We start from the raw sequence: 20,661 nt of genomic DNA on the forward strand, positions 1-20,661 counted from the left end.
GATTTAACCATGTCCAAGCGACCCATTCCATTCGGTGTGATGCTGCAAGGTGCCGGCGGCCACATGAATTCCTGGAAACACCCGAGTTCGCCTGTTGATGCCAGTGTCAATTTCGATTTCTTTGTCCGCAATGCCCGCAAAGCCGAGGAGGCAGGCATTGCCTTTGCCTTCGTCGCCGACGGGCTCTACATCAACGAAAAATCCATCCCGCATTTTCTCAACCGTTTCGAACCGATTGCCATTCTGTCGGCACTGGCCGCGACAACCTCGAAACTCGGCCTCGTCGGCACGGTCTCAACCTCCTACAGCGATCCCTTCACCGTTGCCCGGCAGTTCGGTTCGATCGACAAGATCAGCAACGGCCGCGCCGGCTGGAACGCCGTGACATCCCCGCTTGAAGGTTCAGCCAAGAATTACGGCCGCGACCATCCCGACCATGCCCTGCGCTATGAGATTGCGGACGAGCATCTTGAGGTGGTCAAGGGTCTGTGGGACTCATGGGATGACGACGCTTTTGTCCGCAACCGCGAAACGGGTCAATTTTTCGACAGGACCAAGCTGCATCGCCTGAACCATCATGGCCGGTTCTTCACCTCGGAGGGCCCGCTGAACATCAGCCGTTCCGAACAGGGCCAGCCGGTCATTTTCCAGGCCGGATCGTCCGATGACGGTATCGACCTTGCCGGCAAGCATGCGGACGGCGTGTTCACCAATCACGTGCCGATCGAGGAAGCGCAGGCCTTCTATCGCCGGGTCAAGCAGAGCGCGGTCGCGCATGACCGCAAGCCGGACGATGTCCTGATTTTCCCCGGCATCGCACCGATCGTCGGTGCGACCGATGAAGAAGCGGAGGCAAAGTACCGTATCATCCGCGATCTGGTGACCGTTGACGAAGCGCTCGCCTATCTCGGGCGCTTCTTCGACCATCATGATTTCAGCGCCTATCCCATTGACGCGCCATTCCCGGAACTCGGCGATATCGGCAAGAACAATTTCCGCTCCACCACGGACCGCATCAAGCGCAATGCCAGGGAAAAGGGCCAGACCTTGCGCGAGGTTGCGCTGGAAGTCACAACACCGCGCAATGCCTTCACCGGCACACCGCAGAAGATCGCCGACGAACTCATCCGCTGGGTCGAAACCGAAGCGGCCGACGGGTTCATTCTCGGCTTCCAGATCCTGACCGAAGGGCTTGAGGATTTCACGCGCGACGTGCTGCCGCTGCTTGAGGAGCGCGGTTATCACAACAGGGTGCTTCCCGGCACGACATTGCGCGAAAACCTCGGCTTGCCCTTCCGTGAAAGCCGCTATGCCAGGATTGATCAGGGCGTAAAGGAACGCATCAGGGAGACGGCACTCTGATGGGTGAGCCAACAGACAGGATTGAGGAACGAATCAGCGGCTATCTCGATGAGATGGTCGCTCTTCGCCACGACCTGCACCGGAATCCCGAACTGGGTTACAACGAGCACCGCACCAGCGCGCTTGTCGCCGACCGGCTGCGCGACTGGGGCTATCAGGTCACCGAGGGTGTCGGCAAAACCGGTGTTGTCGGAACCCTGCAGAACGGCAACGGCCCCAAACGGCTCGGCATTCGCGCCGATATGGATGCCCTACCTATCGTCGAAGCCACGGGCCTGCCCTATGCCAGCACCATACCCGGAAAAATGCATGCCTGCGGCCATGACGGGCACACAACCATCCTTCTGACCAGCGCCCGTTATCTCGCCGAAACGCGTGACTTCTCCGGCACCCTCAACGTCATCTTCCAGCCGGCCGAGGAAGGCGGTGCCGGCGCCCGCAGCATGGTTCGCGATGGCCTGTTCCAGCGCTTTCCCTGCGACGCCGTCTTCGGCCTGCATAACTGGCCGGGTGTTCCCACGGGCCAGTTCGGTTTCATCACCGGCCCGGCCATGGCCTCGGTCGACAAGGTCACAGTCCGGATCATCGGCAAGGGCGGCCACGGCGCTCGCCCCCAGGAAACCATTGATCCCGTCGTCGCCAGCGCCTCTTTCATCATGGCGCTGCAAAGCATTGTCGCCCGCAATATCGATCCGCTTGATGCCGCGGTGATTACGGTTGGCACCATCCACGCCGGCATCGCCCCCAATGTCATACCCGACAGCGTCGAGCTGGAACTGACGGTGCGCACCTTCCGCAAGGAGGTGCGGGAAGCCATCAAATCCCGCCTCACCGCACTGGCCAAAGCGCAGGCCGAAAGCTACGGCGCTGTCGCCGAGGTGGCATATCCCAGCGGCTATCCCGTGCTGGTCAACCATGCCGATGAAACGGCGTTCGCCAGAAACGTGGCGCTTGAACACTTCGGCGATGCGCGGATCGAGAAGGATTTCCGGCCGATTTCCGCCAGCGAGGATTTTGCCTTCATGCTGCAGGAAACACCGGGAAGCTATCTTTTCCTCGGCAACGGCGACAGCGCTCCACTGCACAGCCCGCTTTACAATTTCAATGACGAGATTCTGCCGTCAGCCGCCCGTTACTGGGTGAAGCTGACCGAAGCCTATCTCGCCAGGAATCCCTCCGACAGGCCCATCTGACAAGAACGCGAGACAATCATGACTGATGTTTTTGTTTACACGACACCGAACGACGAACGCTCCCAACCGCTGATAGAAGCTCTGATCATTGAATATGAAACACGCTACGGCAACTTCTACGGCGAACCCGCCCGCAACGAGCTGAGCCGGTATCCGGCCGAACTGTTTGCACCTCCCCATGGTGCCTTTCTGCTCCTGATCCGCGATGGCCAGACCATTGGCGGCGGTGCCTTCAAACGCTATGACGAGCAGACAGCCGAACTCAAGCGCATCTGGACCCATGCGGATTTGCGTCAGCAGGGCCTTGCACGCAAGGTTGTGACCGAACTGGAAGAACAGGCTGCGCGCCAGGGTTATACGCGGATTTACCTGACCACCGGCTTCCGCCAGCCCGAGGCAAAGGAACTGTATCTGCGTTCGGGATATACCGCTCTTTTCGATGTCAATGCCGACCCGGAAGTCTATCGGCACCTGCCCTTCGAGAAAGATATCAGTGCATTGGCAGCACAGCTTTCCAAGGTTGCTGCTTCGGCTTCGTCAGACCGCGATCTTCTGCGCCAGGCCGGGTGATTTCACCGGCGCCACGATTGCCCGGACCGTGGGATTTCATGCTCAATAAGTCCGGTTCTTTGCAACAATGCTTCTCTAACCCCTCAGATTTCGCAGTCCGCCGTCTTTGACTGTTTCGCTTAAACACTACTAAATCAGTCGAGTAAAATCCGAGCCCGCAGAAGGTTTTCCGATACGGGCTCGCTCGACTGAAAAGTGTTGTACAGGGGAATTTGCAAGCATGGCGATTACAGCAGACTATTCGGCTACGCATTCCGTCCAGCCGCCCGCCGCCACAACCGAGGATTACACCCACTACAGGATTGTAAAGGCGAGATACCCCGCGCGTTTCTTCGGAACATTGTTTGCCGCGCTGATCATTGCTGTCACGCTTCAATCCATTCTGACCAATCCGAAATGGGGATGGAATGTTTTTGCCGAATGGTTCTTCTCGGCTCCCGTTCTGGCTGGCCTGGCGCGCACACTGCTGCTGACCCTACTCGCAACCATTCTCGGCTTCGCGCTGGGCACAGCGCTAGCGCTGGCCCGCGTGTCGAAATCGCCTCTCCTGTCGGGTCTGTCATGGGCCTATATCTGGCTTCTGCGCTCGATTCCGTTGATCGTGCTGCTCCTGATCCTCAACAATCTCGGCTATCTCTATGCGACGGTGCGCATCGGCGTGCCCTACACGGATATTCTCTTCGCCGAGTATCCGACCATTTCGATCCTCAGCCCCTTTGCAGCAGCGCTTATCGGTCTCAGCCTCAATCAGGCAGCCTTCTCCTCAGAAATCATCCGCGGTGGTATCCTGTCCGTCGATCAGGGCCAGCTTGAAGCCGCCGCCGCGCTCGGTCTTTCCCGGCGCCGGCAGGCCTTCCGTATCGTCCTGCCGCAGGCCATGCGCACTATTCTGCCCACCGGATTCAATGAGATTATCGGTTTGGCCAAAGGCACGTCCATCGTCTATGTGCTGGCGCTGCCGGAGCTCTTCTACACGGTTCAGGTGATCTATCGCCGCAACCTCGAAGTGATCCCGTTGCTAATGGTGGCAACGGTCTGGTACCTGATCATCCTGACCGTGCTGTCAGTCGCCCAGCACTATATCGAACGGCACTTCTCCAAAGGTGCCCTGCGCAATCCTCCTGCCCCGATTTTCCGCAAACTGTTTCGCCGGCTCTTCGGCGCCCCGATTCTTGCCCGCCCGCAAAGCGTCCCCGTCTCCTCCCTGCAAAATGCGGCCGCGGTCAAAACCAGCGACCGCAGCATACCTCTCGCCAGTTGGCGCGCCCCGGGATCGGTGAAAATCCAGGGTGTCTCCAAGAGCTTTGGCCAGCTCAAGGTGCTCGACGATATCCGGCTCGACATCAAGGCGGGCAGCGTCACCGCGATCCTTGGCCCGTCCGGCTCCGGCAAGTCCACCCTGCTGCGCACCATCAACCATCTCGAACGCGTCGATGACGGTTTCATCACCGTGGACAACGAACTGGTCGGTTATCGCAAAAGCGGCCGGACACTCTATGAGCTCAAGGAGAAGGACATTCTCAAACGCCGCGCCGACATCGGCATGGTGTTCCAGAGCTTCAACCTGTTCCCGCATCTCACCGTTCTTGAGAATATCATTGAAGCGCCGGTGTCACTCGGCCAGCTGACCCGCCCGGAAGCCATTAGCCTCGCACGGGAACTGCTTGCCCGTGTCGGTCTCGGCGACAAGATCAATGCCTATCCGCGCCAGCTGTCCGGCGGGCAGCAACAGCGTGTGGCGATTGCACGGGCGCTGGCGTTGAGGCCAAAGGTCCTGTTGTTCGATGAGCCGACATCCGCGCTCGACCCCGAATTGGTCGGCGAGGTGCTGGACGTCATCAAGGAACTGGCCCGCTCCGGCACAACCCTGATCATCGTCACCCACGAGATCGGATTTGCCCGGGAAGTGGCCGACACGGTGATCTTCATGGACGGCGGCAGGGTTATTGAGACAGGCGCGCCCGAGCAGATCCTGAACCGGCCAAGGAATGCCCGCACCAGCGAGTTTCTCGCCAAGGTTCTCTAACCCAGCGCCGGCTCCGGCATGTCCATATCCAAGGAAAGCAGCATGAATTTTCGCCCATCCCACATCTCCTTCGCTCTCGCGGTGCTTATCGCCACCGTTTCCGGTCTCGCCATGGTTCACGCCGAAGGTTTTGACCTCAGCCCGGACCAGAGCGGCCGTATCCGGGCGGAAAAGAGCGAAAAGGTCATTGCTACCGTTCCTGCGACGTTCAAATTCGTCAGGGACGATACGCTGACCGTCGGTATCAGTGTCGCGCACCCGCCGCTCAGCACCTACGCAACGGATGCAAAGACCGTCGTCGGCTATGATCCGGACTTCGCCCAGCTGATTGCCGATATTCTCGGCAGAAAACTGGAACTGGTGCCGATTGCCTGGGCGGATTGGCCGCTCGGCCTGGAATCGGGAAAATTCGATGCTGTCATTTCCAATGTCGGCGTGACCGAGCAGCGCAAGGAGAAATTCGATTTCTCCACCTACCGCCTCGGCCTGCATGGTTTCTACGTCAAGGCCGATAGCCCGATCACATCGATCAAGGAGCCAAAGGATATTGCCGGGCTCAGGATCATCACGGGCTCGGGCACCATTCAGGAAAAGATCCTGCTCGAATGGGACAAGCAGAATGCGGCAAAAGGGCTGAAACCCGTGGAACTGCAGTATTACGACGATGATGCGGTCAGTGCGCTCGCCATCCAGTCCGGCCGGGCCGATGCGGAATTCAATCCCAATGCGCCCCAGGCCTACCGCGCTGCAATCGATCACAAGATCAAACTGGTGGGAACGGTGAATGCCGGATGGCCGCTCATCGCCGACGTTGCCATCACCACGCGCAAGGGGAGCGGCATTGCCGATAGTTTGACCGCGGCAATCAACGAACTGATCGCCGACGGGAAATATGCCCAGTCGCTCGAACGCTGGAAACTCAGCCCGGAAGCCCTCGACAAATCGCGGACCAATCCGCCCGGCCTGCCGAAAATCTGACCGGCAAGGCTTACGAACAAGCAAGAAGGGCTTCTCCCATGACGAACACATCCCTCGCCATCAATCATGTCGGCTTCCTCACACCAGGAAACTACCGGGACGACAATCCGTATGAAGGATTGGAGAACACGCTCCAGCTGCTGGAATTCGGTGAGAAACTGGGATTTGACAGCGGCTGGGTGCGGCAGCGCCACCTCGAGCACGGCATATCCTCCGCGGGCGTGTTCCTTGCCGCAGCAACCCAGCGCACCAGCCGCATCCAGCTGGGCACAGCGGTCATCCAGATCGGTTATGAAAGCCCCTATCGCCTCGCCGAGGATCTGTCGACCGTCGACGTCCTGTCGCGGGGGCGGCTCAATATCGGCCTGAGTGCCGGTACACCGGCCCATGCGGCGTTGCTCGGCCCGCGGGTGTTTGACGGTGACTGGAAGGAGTACGACCTTTCCCACACCCGTGTCATTCGCTTCGCCGACAACCTGCGTGGTGAATTTCTTGCCGATCCCCAGACGTTCATCGCAACGCCGGGCGGGCCGCAACGGCCGCGCCTGCAACCGCATGCGGAGGGCCTAGTCAACCGGATCTGGTATGGCGGCGGGTCGCTCCGGTCCGTAGGCTGGGCCGGTCAGAACGGCTTCAATCTCATGATCGGCAACGTGACCGCCGGTGAAAACACCGATGATTTCTACGAAGCCCAGGGGCATCAGCTCGACGCGTATCATCACAACCTCGACGGCCTCTTCCGCCGTGTGTCCCTCGGACGCGTCATCGTCCCGACGGATAGCGCCGATGCAGCAACCCGCAAGAAATATGCCGACTATGCCGCGAGCCGTCATGAACGCACGCTGAAGCCGCAGGGCGAGCGGCGTACCCTGTTTCCCAAGGATCTTGTGGGAACATCCGAGCAGATCCTCGAGCAGCTTTTCAACGATCCGATCGTGGCGCGCGTCGGGGAGCTGCGGCTGGAACTTCCTTATGAGTTCCAACAGCACGAATATCAGCAAATCCTCTCCGATTTCATCTCCCACATCGCTCCGGAAATCGGCTGGGGCAATCAGCCCGTGCGCATCAGTGCGGGGGCACGGCGCTGACCATCAACCAACAAGCCACACTCAAGGGGTTATCCATGACAACCAGACTGCACCTTCTATCTCTCGTGGCCGGGGCATTCATCGCCGCCACCACTCATCTCGCCTTTGCCGCCGGGAGCGCCTTCGATCTCAGCCCGGATCAGAAAGACCGCGTGCGGGCCGAGAAAAACGAAAAGGCAATTGAAGCTGTCTCGAAGAGCTTCAAATTCGTCAGCGACGGCAAGCTGACCATCGGACTGCACCCGTCCAACCCGCCGCTCAGCACCTACGCCAGCGATGCCACGACGGTCGTCGGTTTTGACGTCGATCTGGCCCAGCTGGTGGCGGACAGCCTTGGACGCGAACTGGTACTCGTGCCGGTTGCCTGGGCGGATTGGCCGCTTGGGCTTGAATCCGGCAAGTTCGATGCGGTGATTTCAAATGTCACGGTGACGGAACAGCGCAAGGAGAAGTTCGATTTCTCGACCTACCGCAAGGACGAGCTTGGCTACTACGTCAAGGCTGACAGCGCCATCAAGGCCATCAAGGAACCCAAGGATATTGCCGGGTTGAAGGTGATCACCGATGCGGGCACCAACCAGGAGAAAATCCTGCTGGCCTGGGATAAGGAAAATGTCGCCAAGGGTCTGAAACCCATCGAAGTCCAGTATTATGACGATGATGCGGTCAGCACGCTTGCCATTCAATCGGGCCGCGCCGATGCCGTCTTCAGCGTCAATGCAACTCAAGCCTATAAGGCCGCTGTCAGCGGCAAAACCAAGCTCGTGGGCACCGTCAGCGGCGGCTGGCCGATCACTGCCGAGGTTGCAGTCACCACCCGCAAGGGCAGCGGCGCGGCGGACGGCGTTACTGCGGCACTGAATGCCGTCATCGCCGATGGCAAATACAAAAAGGTGCTCGATCGCTGGAATCTTGGCTCCGAAGCCATCGACAAGGCAACCACCAACCCGCCCGGTCTGCCAAAGAGCTGAGACCGTTCACAACAAAAGGCCGCACCGGCATAACCGGTGCGGCCTTTTGTTTGGCTTATTCGCCGTAGGGAACCCAGATGTTCTTCACCTGGACGGCGCGGCGCAGGTAATCCCTGCCCTGCCCCTGCTGCGTGTTCGCCCAGTCGCGCTGGCGGCCATTATTGACCCAGGTGGCTTTCAGATTGCCGCACGATGCCTTTTCGACCATCGCACTGCCGTCCTTCGAGCCCACATACCACAGCGCATCCACTTCGTCGTGTTCAGCCAGGGTCTTGGCCAGGACATCGCGTTCGCCGGTGACGATATTGACCACGCCGCCCGGAACATCCGACGTATCCAGCACCTGATAGAGATTGGCAGCAAGCAGCGGATGCCTGGCGGATGGTACGGCCACGACACGGTTGCCCATGGCAATGGCAGGCAGAACCAGCGAGATGAACGAGAGCAGCGGCTGGTCGTCCGGGCAGACGATACCGACGACACCCCATGGTTCGTTCATTGCCAGGGTCACGTGGCGTGACTTGGTGGAATGCACCGCGCCGTCATATTTGTCGGACTGCGCGGCATAATAGAATATGCGGCGGAGCGCCGTGGCAAACTCGTCAGCCGCCGCCTTTGCTGAAACACCGGTGCTCTCCACCAGCAATGCTTCAAACTCTGCCTGCCGCGCACTCAAGTTTTCGCCGAGATAGTACAGCACCTGCGCCCGGTTATGGGCCGTAACACCACCCCAGGAACCGGCCTTTGCGGCGGCTTCCACGGCATTGCGGATATCCTTGCGATTGCCGATACCGGCTTGACCGACGACCTGCCCGCCCTTGCCGACGACCGAATAGCTGTAGCCGCCGTCGGGGCGTGCCTGCTTGCCGCCGATGTAGTTCTTGACGGTGCGGTCAATTGAACCGCCAAGCGCCATTTTCGCTTCGCCGTCCGGCGCTGCCGATGGCTTTAATGCCTGTTCGGCTTTACCGGCGGGAAGCCGCTTTTCCCAATCGGCGGTCAGGTATTCGTAGAGCCCTTCGCGCCCGCCCTCACGGCCATAGCCGCTTTCACGGTATCCGCCGAAACCAGCGCCCGCATCGAGCAGGTTGGTGGAATTGATCCAGACAACGCCCGCCTTGACGCGGGCCGCCATGTCGAGGGCCAGATTGATGTTTTCCGACCAGACCGATGCGGCCAGCCCGTATTTTGTATTGTTGGCAAGGGCGATGGCTTCATCCGGGGTGCGGAATGTCGTTGCAGTGGCAACCGGTCCGAAAATCTCCACTTCGCACACGGTCGACGCCGGCTCGACATCGGTGAAGAAACCCGGCGCAAAAAATGCGCCCTTGCTGGGCAATGTCACCGGCGCCTGCCAGAGCGTACCGCCCTCTGCCTTGCCCTGCTCGACCAGTGATGTGATGCGCTTCAGCTGGCCCTTGGAGACAATCGCGCCGACATCCATGGTCTTGTCGAGCGGATCACCGACCCGCAGGGTTTCCATGCGTTTGCGCAGCTTTGCATAAAACCCCTCGGCAATGCCTTCCTGGATGAGAAGACGCGAACCGGCACAGCACACCTCACCCTGGTTGAACCAGATGGCATCAACCACGCCCTCGATAGCGCCATCGATATCGGCATCTTCGAACACGATGAAAGGCGACTTGCCGCCCAGCTCCAGCGACAGCTTCTTTTCCGAACCGGCAATCTGCTCGCGGATGATCCGGCCAACTTCGGTCGAGCCGGTGAAGGCCACCTTGTCGATATCGTCATGGCCGCAGATCGCAGCCCCCGTCGCGCCATCGCCATGGACGATGTTGACGACACCGGCAGGCAGGCCGATTTCATGACAGACTTCGGCAAAGGCAACCGCTGTCAGCGGTGTCAGTTCGGCCGGTTTGAGGACAACCGTGTTGCCGGCGGCAAGTGCCGGCGCGATTTTCCACGCCAGCATCAGCAGCGGAAAATTCCACGGGATCACCTGACCGCAGACACCCACGGGCGAAAAGCCTTCGAACTCTGTCTCGACCATCTCTGCCCAACCGGCATGATGGTAGAAATGCCGGGCGACCAGCGGGATATCGATATCGCGGGTTTCGCGGATCGGCTTGCCGTTGTCCATGGTCTCCAGGACGGAGAAGAAGCGCTCACGCTTCTGGATATGACGGGCAATCGCGTAGAGATATTTGGCGCGTTCGTGGCCGGGCAGCTTCGACCATTTGCCGAAGGCCGCGCGCGCCGCCTTCACGGCCGCGTCGACATCGGCGGCGTTGCCGTGCGCCACCTTCGCCAGAACGGCGTCATTGGCCGGATTGATGACCGCAAATGTCTCGCGGCCCTCGGTGCCGGTGAACTTGCCATTGATGAAGTGACCAAAACCCGCCTTGTTGGCATCAAGCCAGTTCTGGACGTCGGTATTGCTCTCTGGTGCCGGGCCATATTCCATCGTGCGAAGAATATCCTTGATCTGTCCCATATTCCTGTTCCTCAAGCGAGTGCGTGGCGCGATGACGCCGCGTAGCGACCCGTCACATAATGTTCCAGCTGCCGTTCGATATCGCCAAGCATCGAGCTGGCTCCAAGCCGGAACAGATCCGGCTGCATCCACGGCAACCCCAATTCTTCCTTCATCAGGATCAGCCAGTTCATGGCATCCTTCGCCGTCTTCATGCCGCCCGCAGGCTTGAAGCCAACGGTCTGGCCGGACAGTTCGCCATAATCCCGCAGCGCCCGCAGCATTACCAGGCTGACGGGCAGTGTGGCATTGACATCTTCCTTGCCGGTCGACGTCTTGATGAAATCGGCACCCGCCTGCATCGCAACCATCGACGCACGGTAGACATTGCGCAGCGTGTTGAGATCGCCCGTTGCCAGAATGGCTTTCAGATGCGCCTCGCCCGAAGCTTCGCGCATCCGGGCAATCTCGTCATACAGCGCTGACCAATTCTGGGTGAGAACATGTTCGCGCGTAATGACGATATCGATTTCCTTGGCACCTTCACCCACCGCGTAGTGAATTTCGGCCAGGCGCTGCGGCAGCGGTGTCAAACCCGCAGGGAACCCTGTCGCAACGGATGCGACCGGAATGCCCGAGCCTTCCAGCGCCTTGACAGCATGAGGGACCATCGTCGGATAGACGCAGACCGCACCCGTTGTGATATGCGCATCGGCAAGCCCGAGCGCTTCCAGAATGTCGTCGCGCACTGGCTTTTTCGCCTTGGCGCACAGGCGCCGGACACGGCCGGCCGTGTCGTCGCCGGCAAGGGTCGTCAGGTCGATGCAGGTGATCGCCTTGACCAGCCACGCCGCCTGATACTCCTTCTTGACCGTTCGCCTGGTGGTCAGTGTCGCCGCCCGGCGCTCCGTTGCCGAACGATTGACGGCGATATCCTCGAACCAGTCCGGCAGAAGTTTCGTGCCGGTGTTGCGCGCGTGGGAATGTGGCATTTGGATTTCCGTGCCCTTTTGGACCAATGGTTGTTGCGTGTTCATCCCCGACCCTTCCTATGATCGATGAAGCGATTGAGCAGGATGGCTGCAACGATGATAATACCGGTGACAGTCATCTGGTAGAAGGAGCCCAATCCCAGAAGATTGAATATGTTGCGGAGAACCTGGAGCAGCATCACGGCAAAAAATGTACCGAGTACGCCGCCGCGTCCACCGAATAGACTTGTACCACCCAGCACGACGGCAGCGATGGCGTCAAGCTCAAGCCCCTGCGCCGCTGTAGGCTGGCCAATGCGCAGGCGTGATGTCAAAAGGATGCCGCCCAGCGCTGCCATGAACCCCGACACCGCGAAAACCGCCGTGATCATGAACCGGGTCGGCAGGCCGGACAGCCGGGCAGCTTCCGGATTGCCGCCCGTCGCGAAGACATATTCGCCAAACACGGTAAAGCGCAGCACCAGACCGGCGACAATGCACAGGACAATAAAGATCAGACCCATCGACGACAGGGAGAAGCCGGGCAGAAGCGGGATCATGGTCGAGCTGATCGACGCAAAACCCTGCGGTAAACCGCTCACGGGTACACCATCGGTCATCAGATAGGTGATGCCCCGGAAGGAGACGAGCCCGGCCAGCGTGACGATGAAGCTTGGTACCTGGGCAAGCGCGCTGATCGCCCCCATACCCGCACCGCAGGCCGTTCCCACCAGTGCCGTGATCGCGACGGCCACGAAGGGATCGAAACCATGCGACATCAGCACGGCAACCAGCATGCCGCAAAGCGCAACGACACTGCCGACAGACAGGTCGATATTGCCTGTCAGGATGACGAAGGTCATGCCGATGGCAACCACACCAACAACCGCAGCTTGCTGAAACAGATTGGCGATATTGGTAAAGGTCAAAAAATTGCTCGACAGCGAGGTCGCGATCACAACCACTGCCAGAAAGATGACGATGAAGTTGTATTCGATCGCCAGATCGACAAGACGCTTGCCGAATGCCGGGGTATCGGCTGGAGGCACGGCGGTTTCAGTGTTGGACATGATTTTCACCCAGAATTGTTGCCCTCAATATTGTGTCGCGGTCCGCAACCGAAGGATCGTATTTGCCGATGTTGCGGCCTTCATGAAAGACCCAGATCGTGTCGCAGGCCGCATAAAGCTCATCGAGCTCGCTGCTGGCAACGATGACAGCGGCCCCTTCCCGCGCGAGCCTGTCGACCAGATTGTAGAGATCTGCCTTGGCGCCGATATCGAGGCCACGGCTGGGCTCGTCGAGGAGCAGCACGCGCGCGCCGTTGATGATCCATTTGGCCAGGACGACCTTCTGCTGGTTGCCGCCGGACAGCTGCACGACGGCCTGTTCCGGCCGGCCATATTTGGTCGACAGGCTTTTCAGGACCGGTGCCGTCTTCTGCTTCTGCCGGGAATGGCGTGTCAGCCAGCTCTCGCGCATCGATGGCAAGGTTGCATTCTTGTAGATCGGAGCGTGCAGGATGAGGCCTTCCGTCTTGCGGTTTTCCGGCACCAGACCGATGCCACTGCGGATGGCGTGAGCCGGATGACGCGGATGGAACGGCTTGCCTTCCAGCTTGATGTCGCCGTCGAACCTGTTTGCACCGAAGAGCGACTTCAGAAACGATGTGCGGCCGGAGCCGTTCAATCCGGTCAGACCGACAACCTCACCCCAGCGCACATCAAGACCGCTGATATCAAGACCTTCCGGTCCGCGCAGCCGGTTGACGCGCAGCGCGACATCGCCGGTTACCGGCTCGCGGGTTTTCCGTTCGATCAGCGAGCGCTGTTTGCCGATGATGGCTTCCACCAGTGCGCCATCCCCGGTGCTCTTGACGTCGAACGTCTCGATGGTCCTGCCGCCGCGCAACACGGTCACCCGGTCGCCGATTTCGCGCAACTCACCCAGCCGGTGACTGACATAAAGTATGGCAACCCCCTGCCTGACGAGTTCGCGGATGACCTTGAACACGCTCTCGAGCTCGGTTTCGTTGAGCGATGCCGATGGCTCGTCCATGATGATGATCTTGGCGTCCATTGTCAGCGAGCGGGCAATCGCGGTCAGTTGCTGGTTGGCAACCGACAGGGTCTCGACCCGCGCATCCGGTTTGAAATGCGCGCCCACGCGCTTCAACGCAGCAGCCGCCTTTTCCCGGCGCTCCCCATGGTTGATCAATCCGAAACGGCCGGGTGCATGGCCGAGAAACAGGTTCTGTTCGACGGTCAGTTGCGGGACGAGATCGAGTTCCTGATAGATCATCGAAATGCCAAGCCGTGCAGCTTGAGCCGGCGAATGCAGTTCAACCGGCTCACCATCCAGCAACAATGTCCCGTCCGTCGGGCGGAAAGCGCCGGCTATGATCTTGAGCAGCGTCGATTTTCCGGCGCCGTTGGCACCAAGCAGACAATGCACCTCTCCGGCCCGCACATTCAGCGAGGCCGACTCCAATGCGATGATGTTGGGCAGGAATGTCTTCGACACCTGCCGGACGGTCAGAACATCAGTCGCCACTTGCGGCCTCCAATGCATAGCGGGCCGTCGCTTCGTCGGTAACGATGACCGAGACAAAACCAGCTTTCAGGGCAGCCAGGGCTATCTGCAGTTTTTCTTCGCCCGCAACGACCCCGATCGAACGCTGCTTGGTCTTGAGATAATCAAGTCGCAATCCAACCGTGCGGCCATCGATTGTCTCGTCAACAATGTTGCCATCCTTGTCGAGGAAGCGGCCAAGAATGTCTCCGACCGCACCCGCATCCTTCAGCCGGTCAATATCGGCCTCTTCAAGATAGCCGGAACTGAGCAGCACGGATTCATGCGTGATGCCGCCCATGCCGAAACAGACCACATCCGCTTCCATCGCAAGTTTGAGAACGCGCTCGATGATCGGATCTTCTTCAAGCACTTCACGGGTGCTTTTCTTACCCAGTATGGCGGGAACCGGCAGAAGCGTGGCGATGCCGTTGCCTGCCCTGGCAAATTCCTCGGCAACGGCGCTGGTATGGGTTGAGGTCGAACGCAGGTTTGTCGAGCCGTTCACCAGAACCACATGCACGCCCGGGTTCCAGTTGTTCGGCAGGAATTTGGCAACCGCCGACATGGTGCGGCCCCAGGAGACACCGATCAGATCGGCCTTAGGGTTGAGGCCCGCCAGGTATTTCGCGGCGGCCTGCGCCACGCTTTCCATGAGAAGGGCTGAATCCGTCGTTCCGCCCGACGGCACGACAATGGCATCGCGCAGGCCGAATTGCTGCTGCAGGCGCACTTCGAGTTCCGTTCGCCGATAGGCGCGCGGTGTGATCTCGATGCGCACGACCCCCAATTCCTTGGCTTCGATGAGCAACCGGCCCACCTGCCAGCGCGTCAGCCCAAGCTCCGTGGCAATCTCGCTCTGGGTGCGCTCAAGATCATAATAGAGCTTGGCGACACGCACCATCAGGTGTTCCCGCTGCTCGTCGGAAGGCAACCGGACAGATGGATTGATCCGTGCATCGCTCATTGTGCAGCCCCCGCCAATTGCCTGGCGCTCAATGCATGCAGCGCCGGTGTCAATGTTTCGGTCGTATCCCGATAGAGCGCCATCGTATCGCGATACCGCTGGCTGCGCACGGGGTCAGGCTGCACTTCCCGCGCCGGTGCAGCGCAGGCCTCAGACGCGGCGATAAGATCGGGAAACAATCCAAGCGCATGGGCGGAGCAGACCGCCGTTCCAATAAGAGACAGATTGTCATCGCTCGCCACATGAACCGGCCGGCCGATGGCGTCGATTGTCGCCTGCAACCACAGCGGGTTCTTGCAGATGCCGCCAGCCATGACGATCCGCTCGACGCAAACGCCGCGTTCCTCCAGCACCGCAACAACATTGGCGGAACCGAGCGCAATGGAATCCACCGCCGACGCATAGATGTCCGCCCTGTCATGGCTGAGCGACAGGCCGAGGATTGCCCCGCGCAGATCCGCATCCCGGTAGGGCGTGCGGTTACCCATCCAATAGTCGAGCGTCAAAAGACCAGAATTCTGGGCCGAAACCACGGATGCCTGGCGGATCAGATCACGATGGCCCTGCTCGTCCAGCCCGAAAATCGTGCCGCTGAACCAGTTGAGGATTGATCCGGCAGAGACCTGTCCCGCCTCAACCAGCCACAACCCATCGACGAGTGCATTGGGATAAGGTCCCCAGAAGCCGGTCACATTGCCCTGTTCTCTCAGGTGCGTCAGATGCACGACGGATGTACCGCCGATGATCAGCATTCCACCCGCGGCAACGGTTCCCGCACCAAGCATGCCGATATGCGCATCGATGCCGCCCTGGGCTAGAAGCGGCAGTGAGGTGATGCCAAGGGCTGCGGCAACATCCGGTTTCAATGGCGCGATGGCATCGCCGACTGGCACGATCCTTTGCGGCAGTTTGCCCTGCAGTTCGGGAATGCCAAGCGCCGCGTAAATCTCCGGAACAAACGCACCATTGCTTGAATCGTAATTCCACTTGCAGGCCGCATTCATGCGCGAGCCGACCCATGCGCCGCACAGCCTGTAGTTGATGAAATCCAGCGCTTCGCAAATGATATCAGCCTCGGCAAAGATGGCTGGTTCGTGTTCGGCCAGCCACATCGCCTTGGGAATCAGCCATTCGACGGCATCGCCGCCTCCACTATAGGCCATGACGGGATGATTGACCTTTTCCGTGGCGCGGGCCTCCTTGGCCGCCCGGCAGTCCATCCACAAAATAGCCGGATAAAGCGGCGTACTTTCCCTGTCGCAGACCACGACGGAGGAAGCGGTCGTGGCCACGCAAACCGCAGCTACATCGCCTGATCCGCATTGCTCGACGGCCTGACGGCCAGCCTTCACAAGTGCGTTCCACCATTCCTCGGGCTGCTGCTCAGCCCAGCCCGCATGGGGATATGTGGTGGAATAACTGGCTTCCGACAGCGAGAGCATGGTCCTGCGCTCGACATCGTATACGCCGGCGCGGACTCCTCCCGTGCCAAGATCAAAGTTCAGGACAAGTGTCATCCTGCCGTCTCCTCCCTCGATTCCCTGCCTCTTCCCGAAGTCTTTCAGGGCCGGAACATGACCTTCGAAAAGAACATGCTCCTGTCAGTCCGGAACTTTTCGAACATTCCCGGCAACTCGGCAAGGTCGAGATCATGCGTGATCATGAATTCCCATTCCAGTGCGCCGGATCCCAGTTTTTCCAGCGTCACCGTCCATTGCGGCCCCGGATAGGGCGCACCGAACGAATTCCACGAGCCATGCAGCGATACCTCCTGCCGCAGGAAATGCTGGAATGTCTTGTTGTCCAGGGTTACCTCCGCAACCGGAATGCCGATGAAGACCACATGGCCGCTCGGCGCCGCCATCTTCACCGCCATGTTGATCGACGACGGGTGTCCGGCGGCCTCGATAATCGTATCGCACAGCAGACTGGCCGGAATGTCGGCGCCGGACAGGAATGTGTGCGTTGCGCCGGCACGCCGCGCCATCGCCAGCTTTTCCTCCGACACATCGACGGCTACGACGTCGCTGGCGCCCATCAGCTTGAGCCATTGAATGGCAAACAGGCCAATCGGGCCGCAGCCGATGACGCCGCCGCGCTGGCCCATGCCGATACCGCCGGCCTTCCATATGGCATGAATGGCGATGGATGCGGGATCGGTCATGGCGACCGCCCTTGGATCGATCCCCTTTGGCGTCTTCAAAAGGTTGGAGACGGGAACGCAGACAAATTCCGCATAGGCGCCATCCCGGCGCGAACCGAAATAATCATAGTCGCGGCAGCGCGAAAACTGCCCCTTCTGGCACTGGTCGCATTCGAAGCATGGCAGCATCGGCGGAATCGCCACCAGTTCGCCGAGATCAAAGCCTTCCACGCCTTCGCCCAGCTCGGTGATATGACCCGAAAACTCATGGCCGCAGATGAGCGGCATCCTGTGGGCGCCCTTGATCAGCATGCGCGGCAGATCCGAGCCGCACACCCCCACGGACGCGACGCGGACAATCACGTGTCCTGGCTTGATCTGGGGTTCCGGGACATTTTCGAGGCGAATATCGCCCGGGGCATAGAGAACGGCTGCGCGCATCATGGTATCCTGTGGGTATATGATAATGGGAGCTGCGGAACAGGTCTGCTCCGCAGGCTCAGGAGAAAGGCCTACTGGCCGAGAACGTGCGGCCGGTATTCGGCAAACAGTCCCGCGCGGGGGAAATCCGCCACATTCTTGGACGTCACCAATGCCGTGCCCGCATCGACAAAGGCCGAGACAGGCTTCTTGGCCGCGGCTTCGCGGGCAACCTGGATCGTCACATCACCGAGATATTTGGGATCATTCAGCGCCGAACCGATGTAGTTGCCGCCATCGGCCATGATGGCGAGCGCTTCCGACAATCCGTCCACACCGGCAACCAGCACATCACTGCGGTTGTTTTCCTTCAGCACCTGCAGGGCACCAAGCGCCATATCATCATTATGCGCATAGACAACCTTCACATCCGGATTGGCCTGAAGCAGGTCCTGCATCGCGGTGACCGCATTGGCGCGGATATATTCCGCATAGGGGCCTTCGACGATAGTATGACCCGAGCCTTCGATGGCGCTGTGAAAACCGTCGCGCCGGTCCATCATGACCGCGCCGCCCGCATCGCCCTGGATCTCGATGATCTTGGCTTTCTCGACACCGTCGGCCTTCAGGCGCGCGACAACCGCTTCGCCGACCAGCTTGCCCATGTTCTTGTTGTCGCGGCCGACATGGGCGGTAACCCCCTTGCCGTTGACGCTGCGGTCAACCGTAATGACCGGGATGCCGGCGGCAACAGCCGCTTCCAGCGATGGCACGACCGCATCGGGATTGACCGGATTGATGATCAGCGCATTGACGCCCTGGGTTATCAGATCCTGAATGTCATTGTTCTGCTTGCTGACATCGCCGTTGGCGTCAAGAAAAACCAGTGTATCGCCGCCGGCCTTGGCGGCCGCTTCCGCGCCAGTCTTGAGCTGAACATAGAAGGGCGACTGCAACGTCACCTGGCTGAATCCGATTTTCAGGCCTTCCGCGTGGGCGGCAGTTATGCCCAATCCTGCCGCCAATGAAATGGCGGTTCCGGCAAAGGCGAATCTGAACAAAAAACTGCGACGTCTGAGCATGGTTTTCCTCCCCAAAGACTCATTTTTCTGGTAAATCTACATTTGAGCAAATATCGCTCATTTGTTATTCTAGATAGCCAGAAGTTTCAGGGGGAGTCAACGCGATTGACAAAATCACGGGAGAAAACAAATAACCAATTGAAATATATTCTGTATTTTATCTGCTGCTTCAGCACTTACCCGGCAGGAACAGCCGCAACCATGTGAACAATGGATGTGCGATACATCACAAAAGTTGCATTTGCGGGGAAGAGCGCTCTAAGTTGAACTCCACGCATCGTGAGTCCACACCATGTCCAGCCCAACAGACATCACCCCGGAACGCATCGTTGAAACCGGACGCCTGATCCGGCCACACATCCGGCATACCCCGGTCATGCGTGCGGATCTCGGTGATTTCGGCCTCCAGCCGCGCAGCATCGATTTCAAGCTTGAGTTTCTGCAGCACTCGGGTTCGTTCAAGGCGCGCGGCGCCTTTGCCAATCTGCTCACCCGTCCGGTGCCGGACGCTGGTGTCGTTGCCGCATCGGGCGGCAATCATGGTGCAGCCGTCGCCTATGCGGCGATGCGGCTTGGCGTACCCGCAACGATATTCGTGCCCGATGTCACCGCAGCCGCCAAGGCGGACCGCATCCGCAGTTACGGCGCAAACCTTGTTGTCTCCGGCAGCCGCTATGCCGATGCCCTGGCGGCCAGCGAGCAATTCACGGCAGAGCACAAGGCCATGCCGGTTCACGCCTTCGACCAGCCGGAAACCCTGCTCGGCCAGGGAACGCTTGGCCTGGAAATCGAAACAGACCTGCCTGACATCACAACCCTCCTGGTCGCCGTGGGCGGCGGCGGCCTGATTGGCGGAATTGCGGCCTGGTTTCGCGGCCGCGTCAGGATCGTGGCTGTCGAACCCGAGGGATCACCCACCCTGCACAGGGCACTCAGTGCAGGCCGGCCTGTCGACGCTCCGGCGGAAGGCATCGCTGCCGATTCCCTCGCGCCCAGGCGTGTGGGAGAATTGATGTTTCCATTTGCCCGGGATTATGTCGCGCAGTCCGTCCTTGTCTCGGACGATGACATTCGTGCCGCGCAATCCGCCCTTTGGGAGCGGCTGCGCATTGTCGCTGAACCCGGTGGAGCGGCGGCCTTTGCCGCGCTTCTGGCACAGAAATACGTTGCCGGTCCGCACGAACGCGTTGCCGTTCTCCTGTGCGGCGCCAATACCGGCGCAGTGCAGTTTTAACCACCAGTTTGGTTTCCCTGCGTTTTTGCGCGACGTGTCAAACGGGGGCAACCCGGTTTATGGCGGTGTTTTGGTGTTTTGTGAGAAGCTGGTTCTGCGATTGTGTGTTGGTTTTGGGGAGAGGCTTTGTCCGTTCGGCCTTAAAACAGTCTGGTTGACTGTTTTGCCGGGCTCTGCCCGGACGCCAGCAAACCGGTGCAATAGTTATTCAGGTTGAGCTGAATGAAAGTTTGATGCTTTCTGAAGCTTTATAAGCCGACGAATATATTGCAGCACAGGGGTAGCGAACTTCAGGCGCTCCTGTTTTTGCGCGATGTCTCAAACGGGGGCAACCCCGTTTATGGCGGTGTTTTGGTGTTTTGTGAGAAGCTGGTTTTGAGGTTGTGTGTGTTGGTTGCGGGGACAGGATTTGGTTTATGTCCCGCGGCGTCGGCGCTGCCTCCTTGCGGGCCCCTGATGCGGGTTCAGATCGCCGGCCCGGGCATCAACGCACGAAAGCCCGGACGAGCCGGGCCTTTTGTGCATTGGTTGCGGGGACAGGATTTGAACCTGTGACCTTCAGGTTATGAGCCTGACGAGCTACCGGGCTGCTCCACCCCGCGCCACCATATCCGGCGATTGCCGTTTTGTCGGTCTGTCCTCGGGCTTTGC

Annotated in this window: 16 protein-coding genes and 1 tRNA gene; 8 read left to right on the plus strand and 9 right to left on the minus strand. The window is 59.7% G+C overall.

The annotated features are described in order from the left end of the window. Positions 1 to 9: 9 nt before the first annotated feature. The 7 genes from C5750_RS25675 (at position 10) to C5750_RS25705 (ending at position 8,188) form a co-directional block, all read left to right on the plus strand. Entirely contained in the window at positions 10 to 1,362 is a 1,353-nt protein-coding gene (locus C5750_RS25675) for an LLM class flavin-dependent oxidoreductase (RefSeq protein WP_105738205.1), read from the plus strand. Further along, positions 1,362 to 2,555: a M20 aminoacylase family protein gene (locus C5750_RS25680; RefSeq protein ID WP_105738207.1), complete on the plus strand. Its 1,194-nt coding sequence runs from the start codon at positions 1,362 to 1,364 to the stop codon at positions 2,553 to 2,555. The genes C5750_RS25675 and C5750_RS25680 overlap by 1 nt, the downstream gene beginning before the upstream one ends. Positions 2,556 to 2,573: 18 nt before the next feature. After that, positions 2,574 to 3,125: a GNAT family N-acetyltransferase gene (locus C5750_RS25685; RefSeq protein ID WP_105738209.1), complete on the plus strand. Its 552-nt coding sequence runs from the start codon at positions 2,574 to 2,576 to the stop codon at positions 3,123 to 3,125. A 220-nt stretch (positions 3,126 to 3,345) separates the two neighbouring features. After that, positions 3,346 to 5,151: an amino acid ABC transporter permease/ATP-binding protein gene (locus C5750_RS26955; protein ID WP_105738211.1), complete on the plus strand. Its 1,806-nt coding sequence runs from the start codon at positions 3,346 to 3,348 to the stop codon at positions 5,149 to 5,151. Positions 5,152 to 5,193: 42 nt separating this feature from the next. Continuing rightward, the gene (locus C5750_RS25695) at positions 5,194 to 6,129 is read left to right on the plus strand and encodes an ABC transporter substrate-binding protein (protein WP_105738213.1); all 936 of its coding nucleotides are present in this window, start codon (positions 5,194 to 5,196) and stop codon (positions 6,127 to 6,129) included. Between the two features lie 38 nt (positions 6,130 to 6,167). Then, positions 6,168 to 7,217, plus strand: coding sequence for an LLM class flavin-dependent oxidoreductase (locus tag C5750_RS25700; RefSeq protein ID WP_105738215.1), 1,050 nt, complete (start codon positions 6,168 to 6,170; stop codon positions 7,215 to 7,217). 35 nt (positions 7,218 to 7,252) lie between these two features. Next, positions 7,253 to 8,188, plus strand: a complete 936-nt coding sequence (locus C5750_RS25705) for an ABC transporter substrate-binding protein (RefSeq protein WP_105738217.1) — start codon at positions 7,253 to 7,255, stop codon at positions 8,186 to 8,188. Positions 8,189 to 8,243: 55 nt separating this feature from the next. Here C5750_RS25705 and C5750_RS25710 read toward each other — a convergent pair whose 3' ends face one another. The 8 genes from C5750_RS25710 to C5750_RS25745 all read right to left on the minus strand — a co-directional run bounded on the left by C5750_RS25710 (position 8,244) and on the right by C5750_RS25745 (position 18,776). Further along, entirely contained in the window at positions 8,244 to 10,643 is a 2,400-nt protein-coding gene (locus C5750_RS25710) for an aldehyde dehydrogenase family protein (protein ID WP_162800227.1), read from the minus strand. A gap of 11 nt (positions 10,644 to 10,654) precedes the next feature. Further along, a complete protein-coding gene (gene deoC, locus C5750_RS25715; RefSeq protein WP_105738219.1) occupies positions 10,655 to 11,614 on the minus strand; it encodes a deoxyribose-phosphate aldolase in 960 nt (319 codons plus the stop codon). Between the two features lie 41 nt (positions 11,615 to 11,655). Further along, positions 11,656 to 12,663 (minus strand): ABC transporter permease, encoded by a 1,008-nt coding sequence (locus C5750_RS25720; RefSeq protein ID WP_105738221.1) that lies wholly within the window; start codon positions 12,661 to 12,663, stop codon positions 11,656 to 11,658. Beyond that, positions 12,650 to 14,146 (minus strand): sugar ABC transporter ATP-binding protein, encoded by a 1,497-nt coding sequence (locus C5750_RS25725; RefSeq protein WP_105738223.1) that lies wholly within the window; start codon positions 14,144 to 14,146, stop codon positions 12,650 to 12,652. Before C5750_RS25725 ends, C5750_RS25720 begins: the two co-directional genes overlap by 14 nt. Continuing rightward, a complete protein-coding gene (locus C5750_RS25730) occupies positions 14,136 to 15,131 on the minus strand; it encodes a sugar-binding transcriptional regulator (RefSeq protein WP_105738225.1) in 996 nt (331 codons plus the stop codon). The genes C5750_RS25725 and C5750_RS25730 overlap by 11 nt, the downstream gene beginning before the upstream one ends. Continuing rightward, positions 15,128 to 16,648 carry an FGGY-family carbohydrate kinase gene (locus C5750_RS25735; protein ID WP_105738227.1) on the minus strand — a complete coding sequence of 507 codons (1,521 nt, stop codon included), beginning with the start codon at positions 16,646 to 16,648 and terminating at the stop codon, positions 15,128 to 15,130. Before C5750_RS25735 ends, C5750_RS25730 begins: the two co-directional genes overlap by 4 nt. Positions 16,649 to 16,692: 44 nt before the next feature. After that, positions 16,693 to 17,715 carry a galactitol-1-phosphate 5-dehydrogenase gene (locus tag C5750_RS25740; RefSeq protein ID WP_105738229.1) on the minus strand — a complete coding sequence of 341 codons (1,023 nt, stop codon included), beginning with the start codon at positions 17,713 to 17,715 and terminating at the stop codon, positions 16,693 to 16,695. Positions 17,716 to 17,786: 71 nt separating this feature from the next. Next, complete coding sequence (locus tag C5750_RS25745; protein ID WP_105738231.1) at positions 17,787 to 18,776, minus strand: substrate-binding domain-containing protein; 990 nt, start codon at positions 18,774 to 18,776, stop codon at positions 17,787 to 17,789. Positions 18,777 to 19,068: 292 nt separating this feature from the next. On the opposite strand from C5750_RS25745, the gene C5750_RS25750 reads away from it, so the two are divergent. Further along, the gene (locus C5750_RS25750; protein ID WP_105738233.1) at positions 19,069 to 20,010 is read left to right on the plus strand and encodes a threonine/serine dehydratase; all 942 of its coding nucleotides are present in this window, start codon (positions 19,069 to 19,071) and stop codon (positions 20,008 to 20,010) included. 525 nt (positions 20,011 to 20,535) lie between these two features. On the opposite strand, the gene C5750_RS25755 is transcribed toward C5750_RS25750, so the two are convergent. Continuing rightward, a tRNA-Met gene (locus C5750_RS25755) sits at positions 20,536 to 20,612 on the minus strand. Positions 20,613 to 20,661: the final 49 nt, after the last annotated feature.

The sequence above is a fragment of the Phyllobacterium myrsinacearum genome (genome assembly GCF_002980555.1).
Classification (GTDB): Bacteria; Pseudomonadota; Alphaproteobacteria; order Rhizobiales; family Rhizobiaceae; genus Phyllobacterium; species Phyllobacterium myrsinacearum.

What these genes read in the sequence shown, in the direction of transcription:
- C5750_RS25745 (WP_105738231.1), bottom strand. Translation starts at nt 18,776, where the DNA reads ATGCTCAGACGTCGCAGTTTTTTGTTCAGATTCGCCTTTGCCGGAACC.
- C5750_RS25695 (WP_105738213.1), top strand. Translation starts at nt 5,194, where the DNA reads ATGAATTTTCGCCCATCCCACATCTCCTTCGCTCTCGCGGTGCTTATC.
- C5750_RS25710 (WP_162800227.1), bottom strand. Translation starts at nt 10,643, where the DNA reads ATGGGACAGATCAAGGATATTCTTCGCACGATGGAATATGGCCCGGCA.
- C5750_RS25680 (WP_105738207.1), top strand. Translation starts at nt 1,362, where the DNA reads ATGGGTGAGCCAACAGACAGGATTGAGGAACGAATCAGCGGCTATCTC.
- C5750_RS25705 (WP_105738217.1), top strand. Translation starts at nt 7,253, where the DNA reads ATGACAACCAGACTGCACCTTCTATCTCTCGTGGCCGGGGCATTCATC.
- C5750_RS25685 (WP_105738209.1), top strand. Translation starts at nt 2,574, where the DNA reads ATGACTGATGTTTTTGTTTACACGACACCGAACGACGAACGCTCCCAA.
- C5750_RS25720 (WP_105738221.1), bottom strand. Translation starts at nt 12,663, where the DNA reads ATGTCCAACACTGAAACCGCCGTGCCTCCAGCCGATACCCCGGCATTC.
- C5750_RS25700 (WP_105738215.1), top strand. Translation starts at nt 6,168, where the DNA reads ATGACGAACACATCCCTCGCCATCAATCATGTCGGCTTCCTCACACCA.
- C5750_RS25740 (WP_105738229.1), bottom strand. Translation starts at nt 17,715, where the DNA reads ATGCGCGCAGCCGTTCTCTATGCCCCGGGCGATATTCGCCTCGAAAAT.
- C5750_RS25750 (WP_105738233.1), top strand. Translation starts at nt 19,069, where the DNA reads ATGTCCAGCCCAACAGACATCACCCCGGAACGCATCGTTGAAACCGGA.
- C5750_RS25675 (WP_105738205.1), top strand. Translation starts at nt 10, where the DNA reads ATGTCCAAGCGACCCATTCCATTCGGTGTGATGCTGCAAGGTGCCGGC.
- C5750_RS25735 (WP_105738227.1), bottom strand. Translation starts at nt 16,648, where the DNA reads ATGACACTTGTCCTGAACTTTGATCTTGGCACGGGAGGAGTCCGCGCC.
- C5750_RS26955 (WP_105738211.1), top strand. Translation starts at nt 3,346, where the DNA reads ATGGCGATTACAGCAGACTATTCGGCTACGCATTCCGTCCAGCCGCCC.
- deoC (WP_105738219.1), bottom strand. Translation starts at nt 11,614, where the DNA reads ATGCCACATTCCCACGCGCGCAACACCGGCACGAAACTTCTGCCGGAC.
- C5750_RS25730 (WP_105738225.1), bottom strand. Translation starts at nt 15,131, where the DNA reads ATGAGCGATGCACGGATCAATCCATCTGTCCGGTTGCCTTCCGACGAG.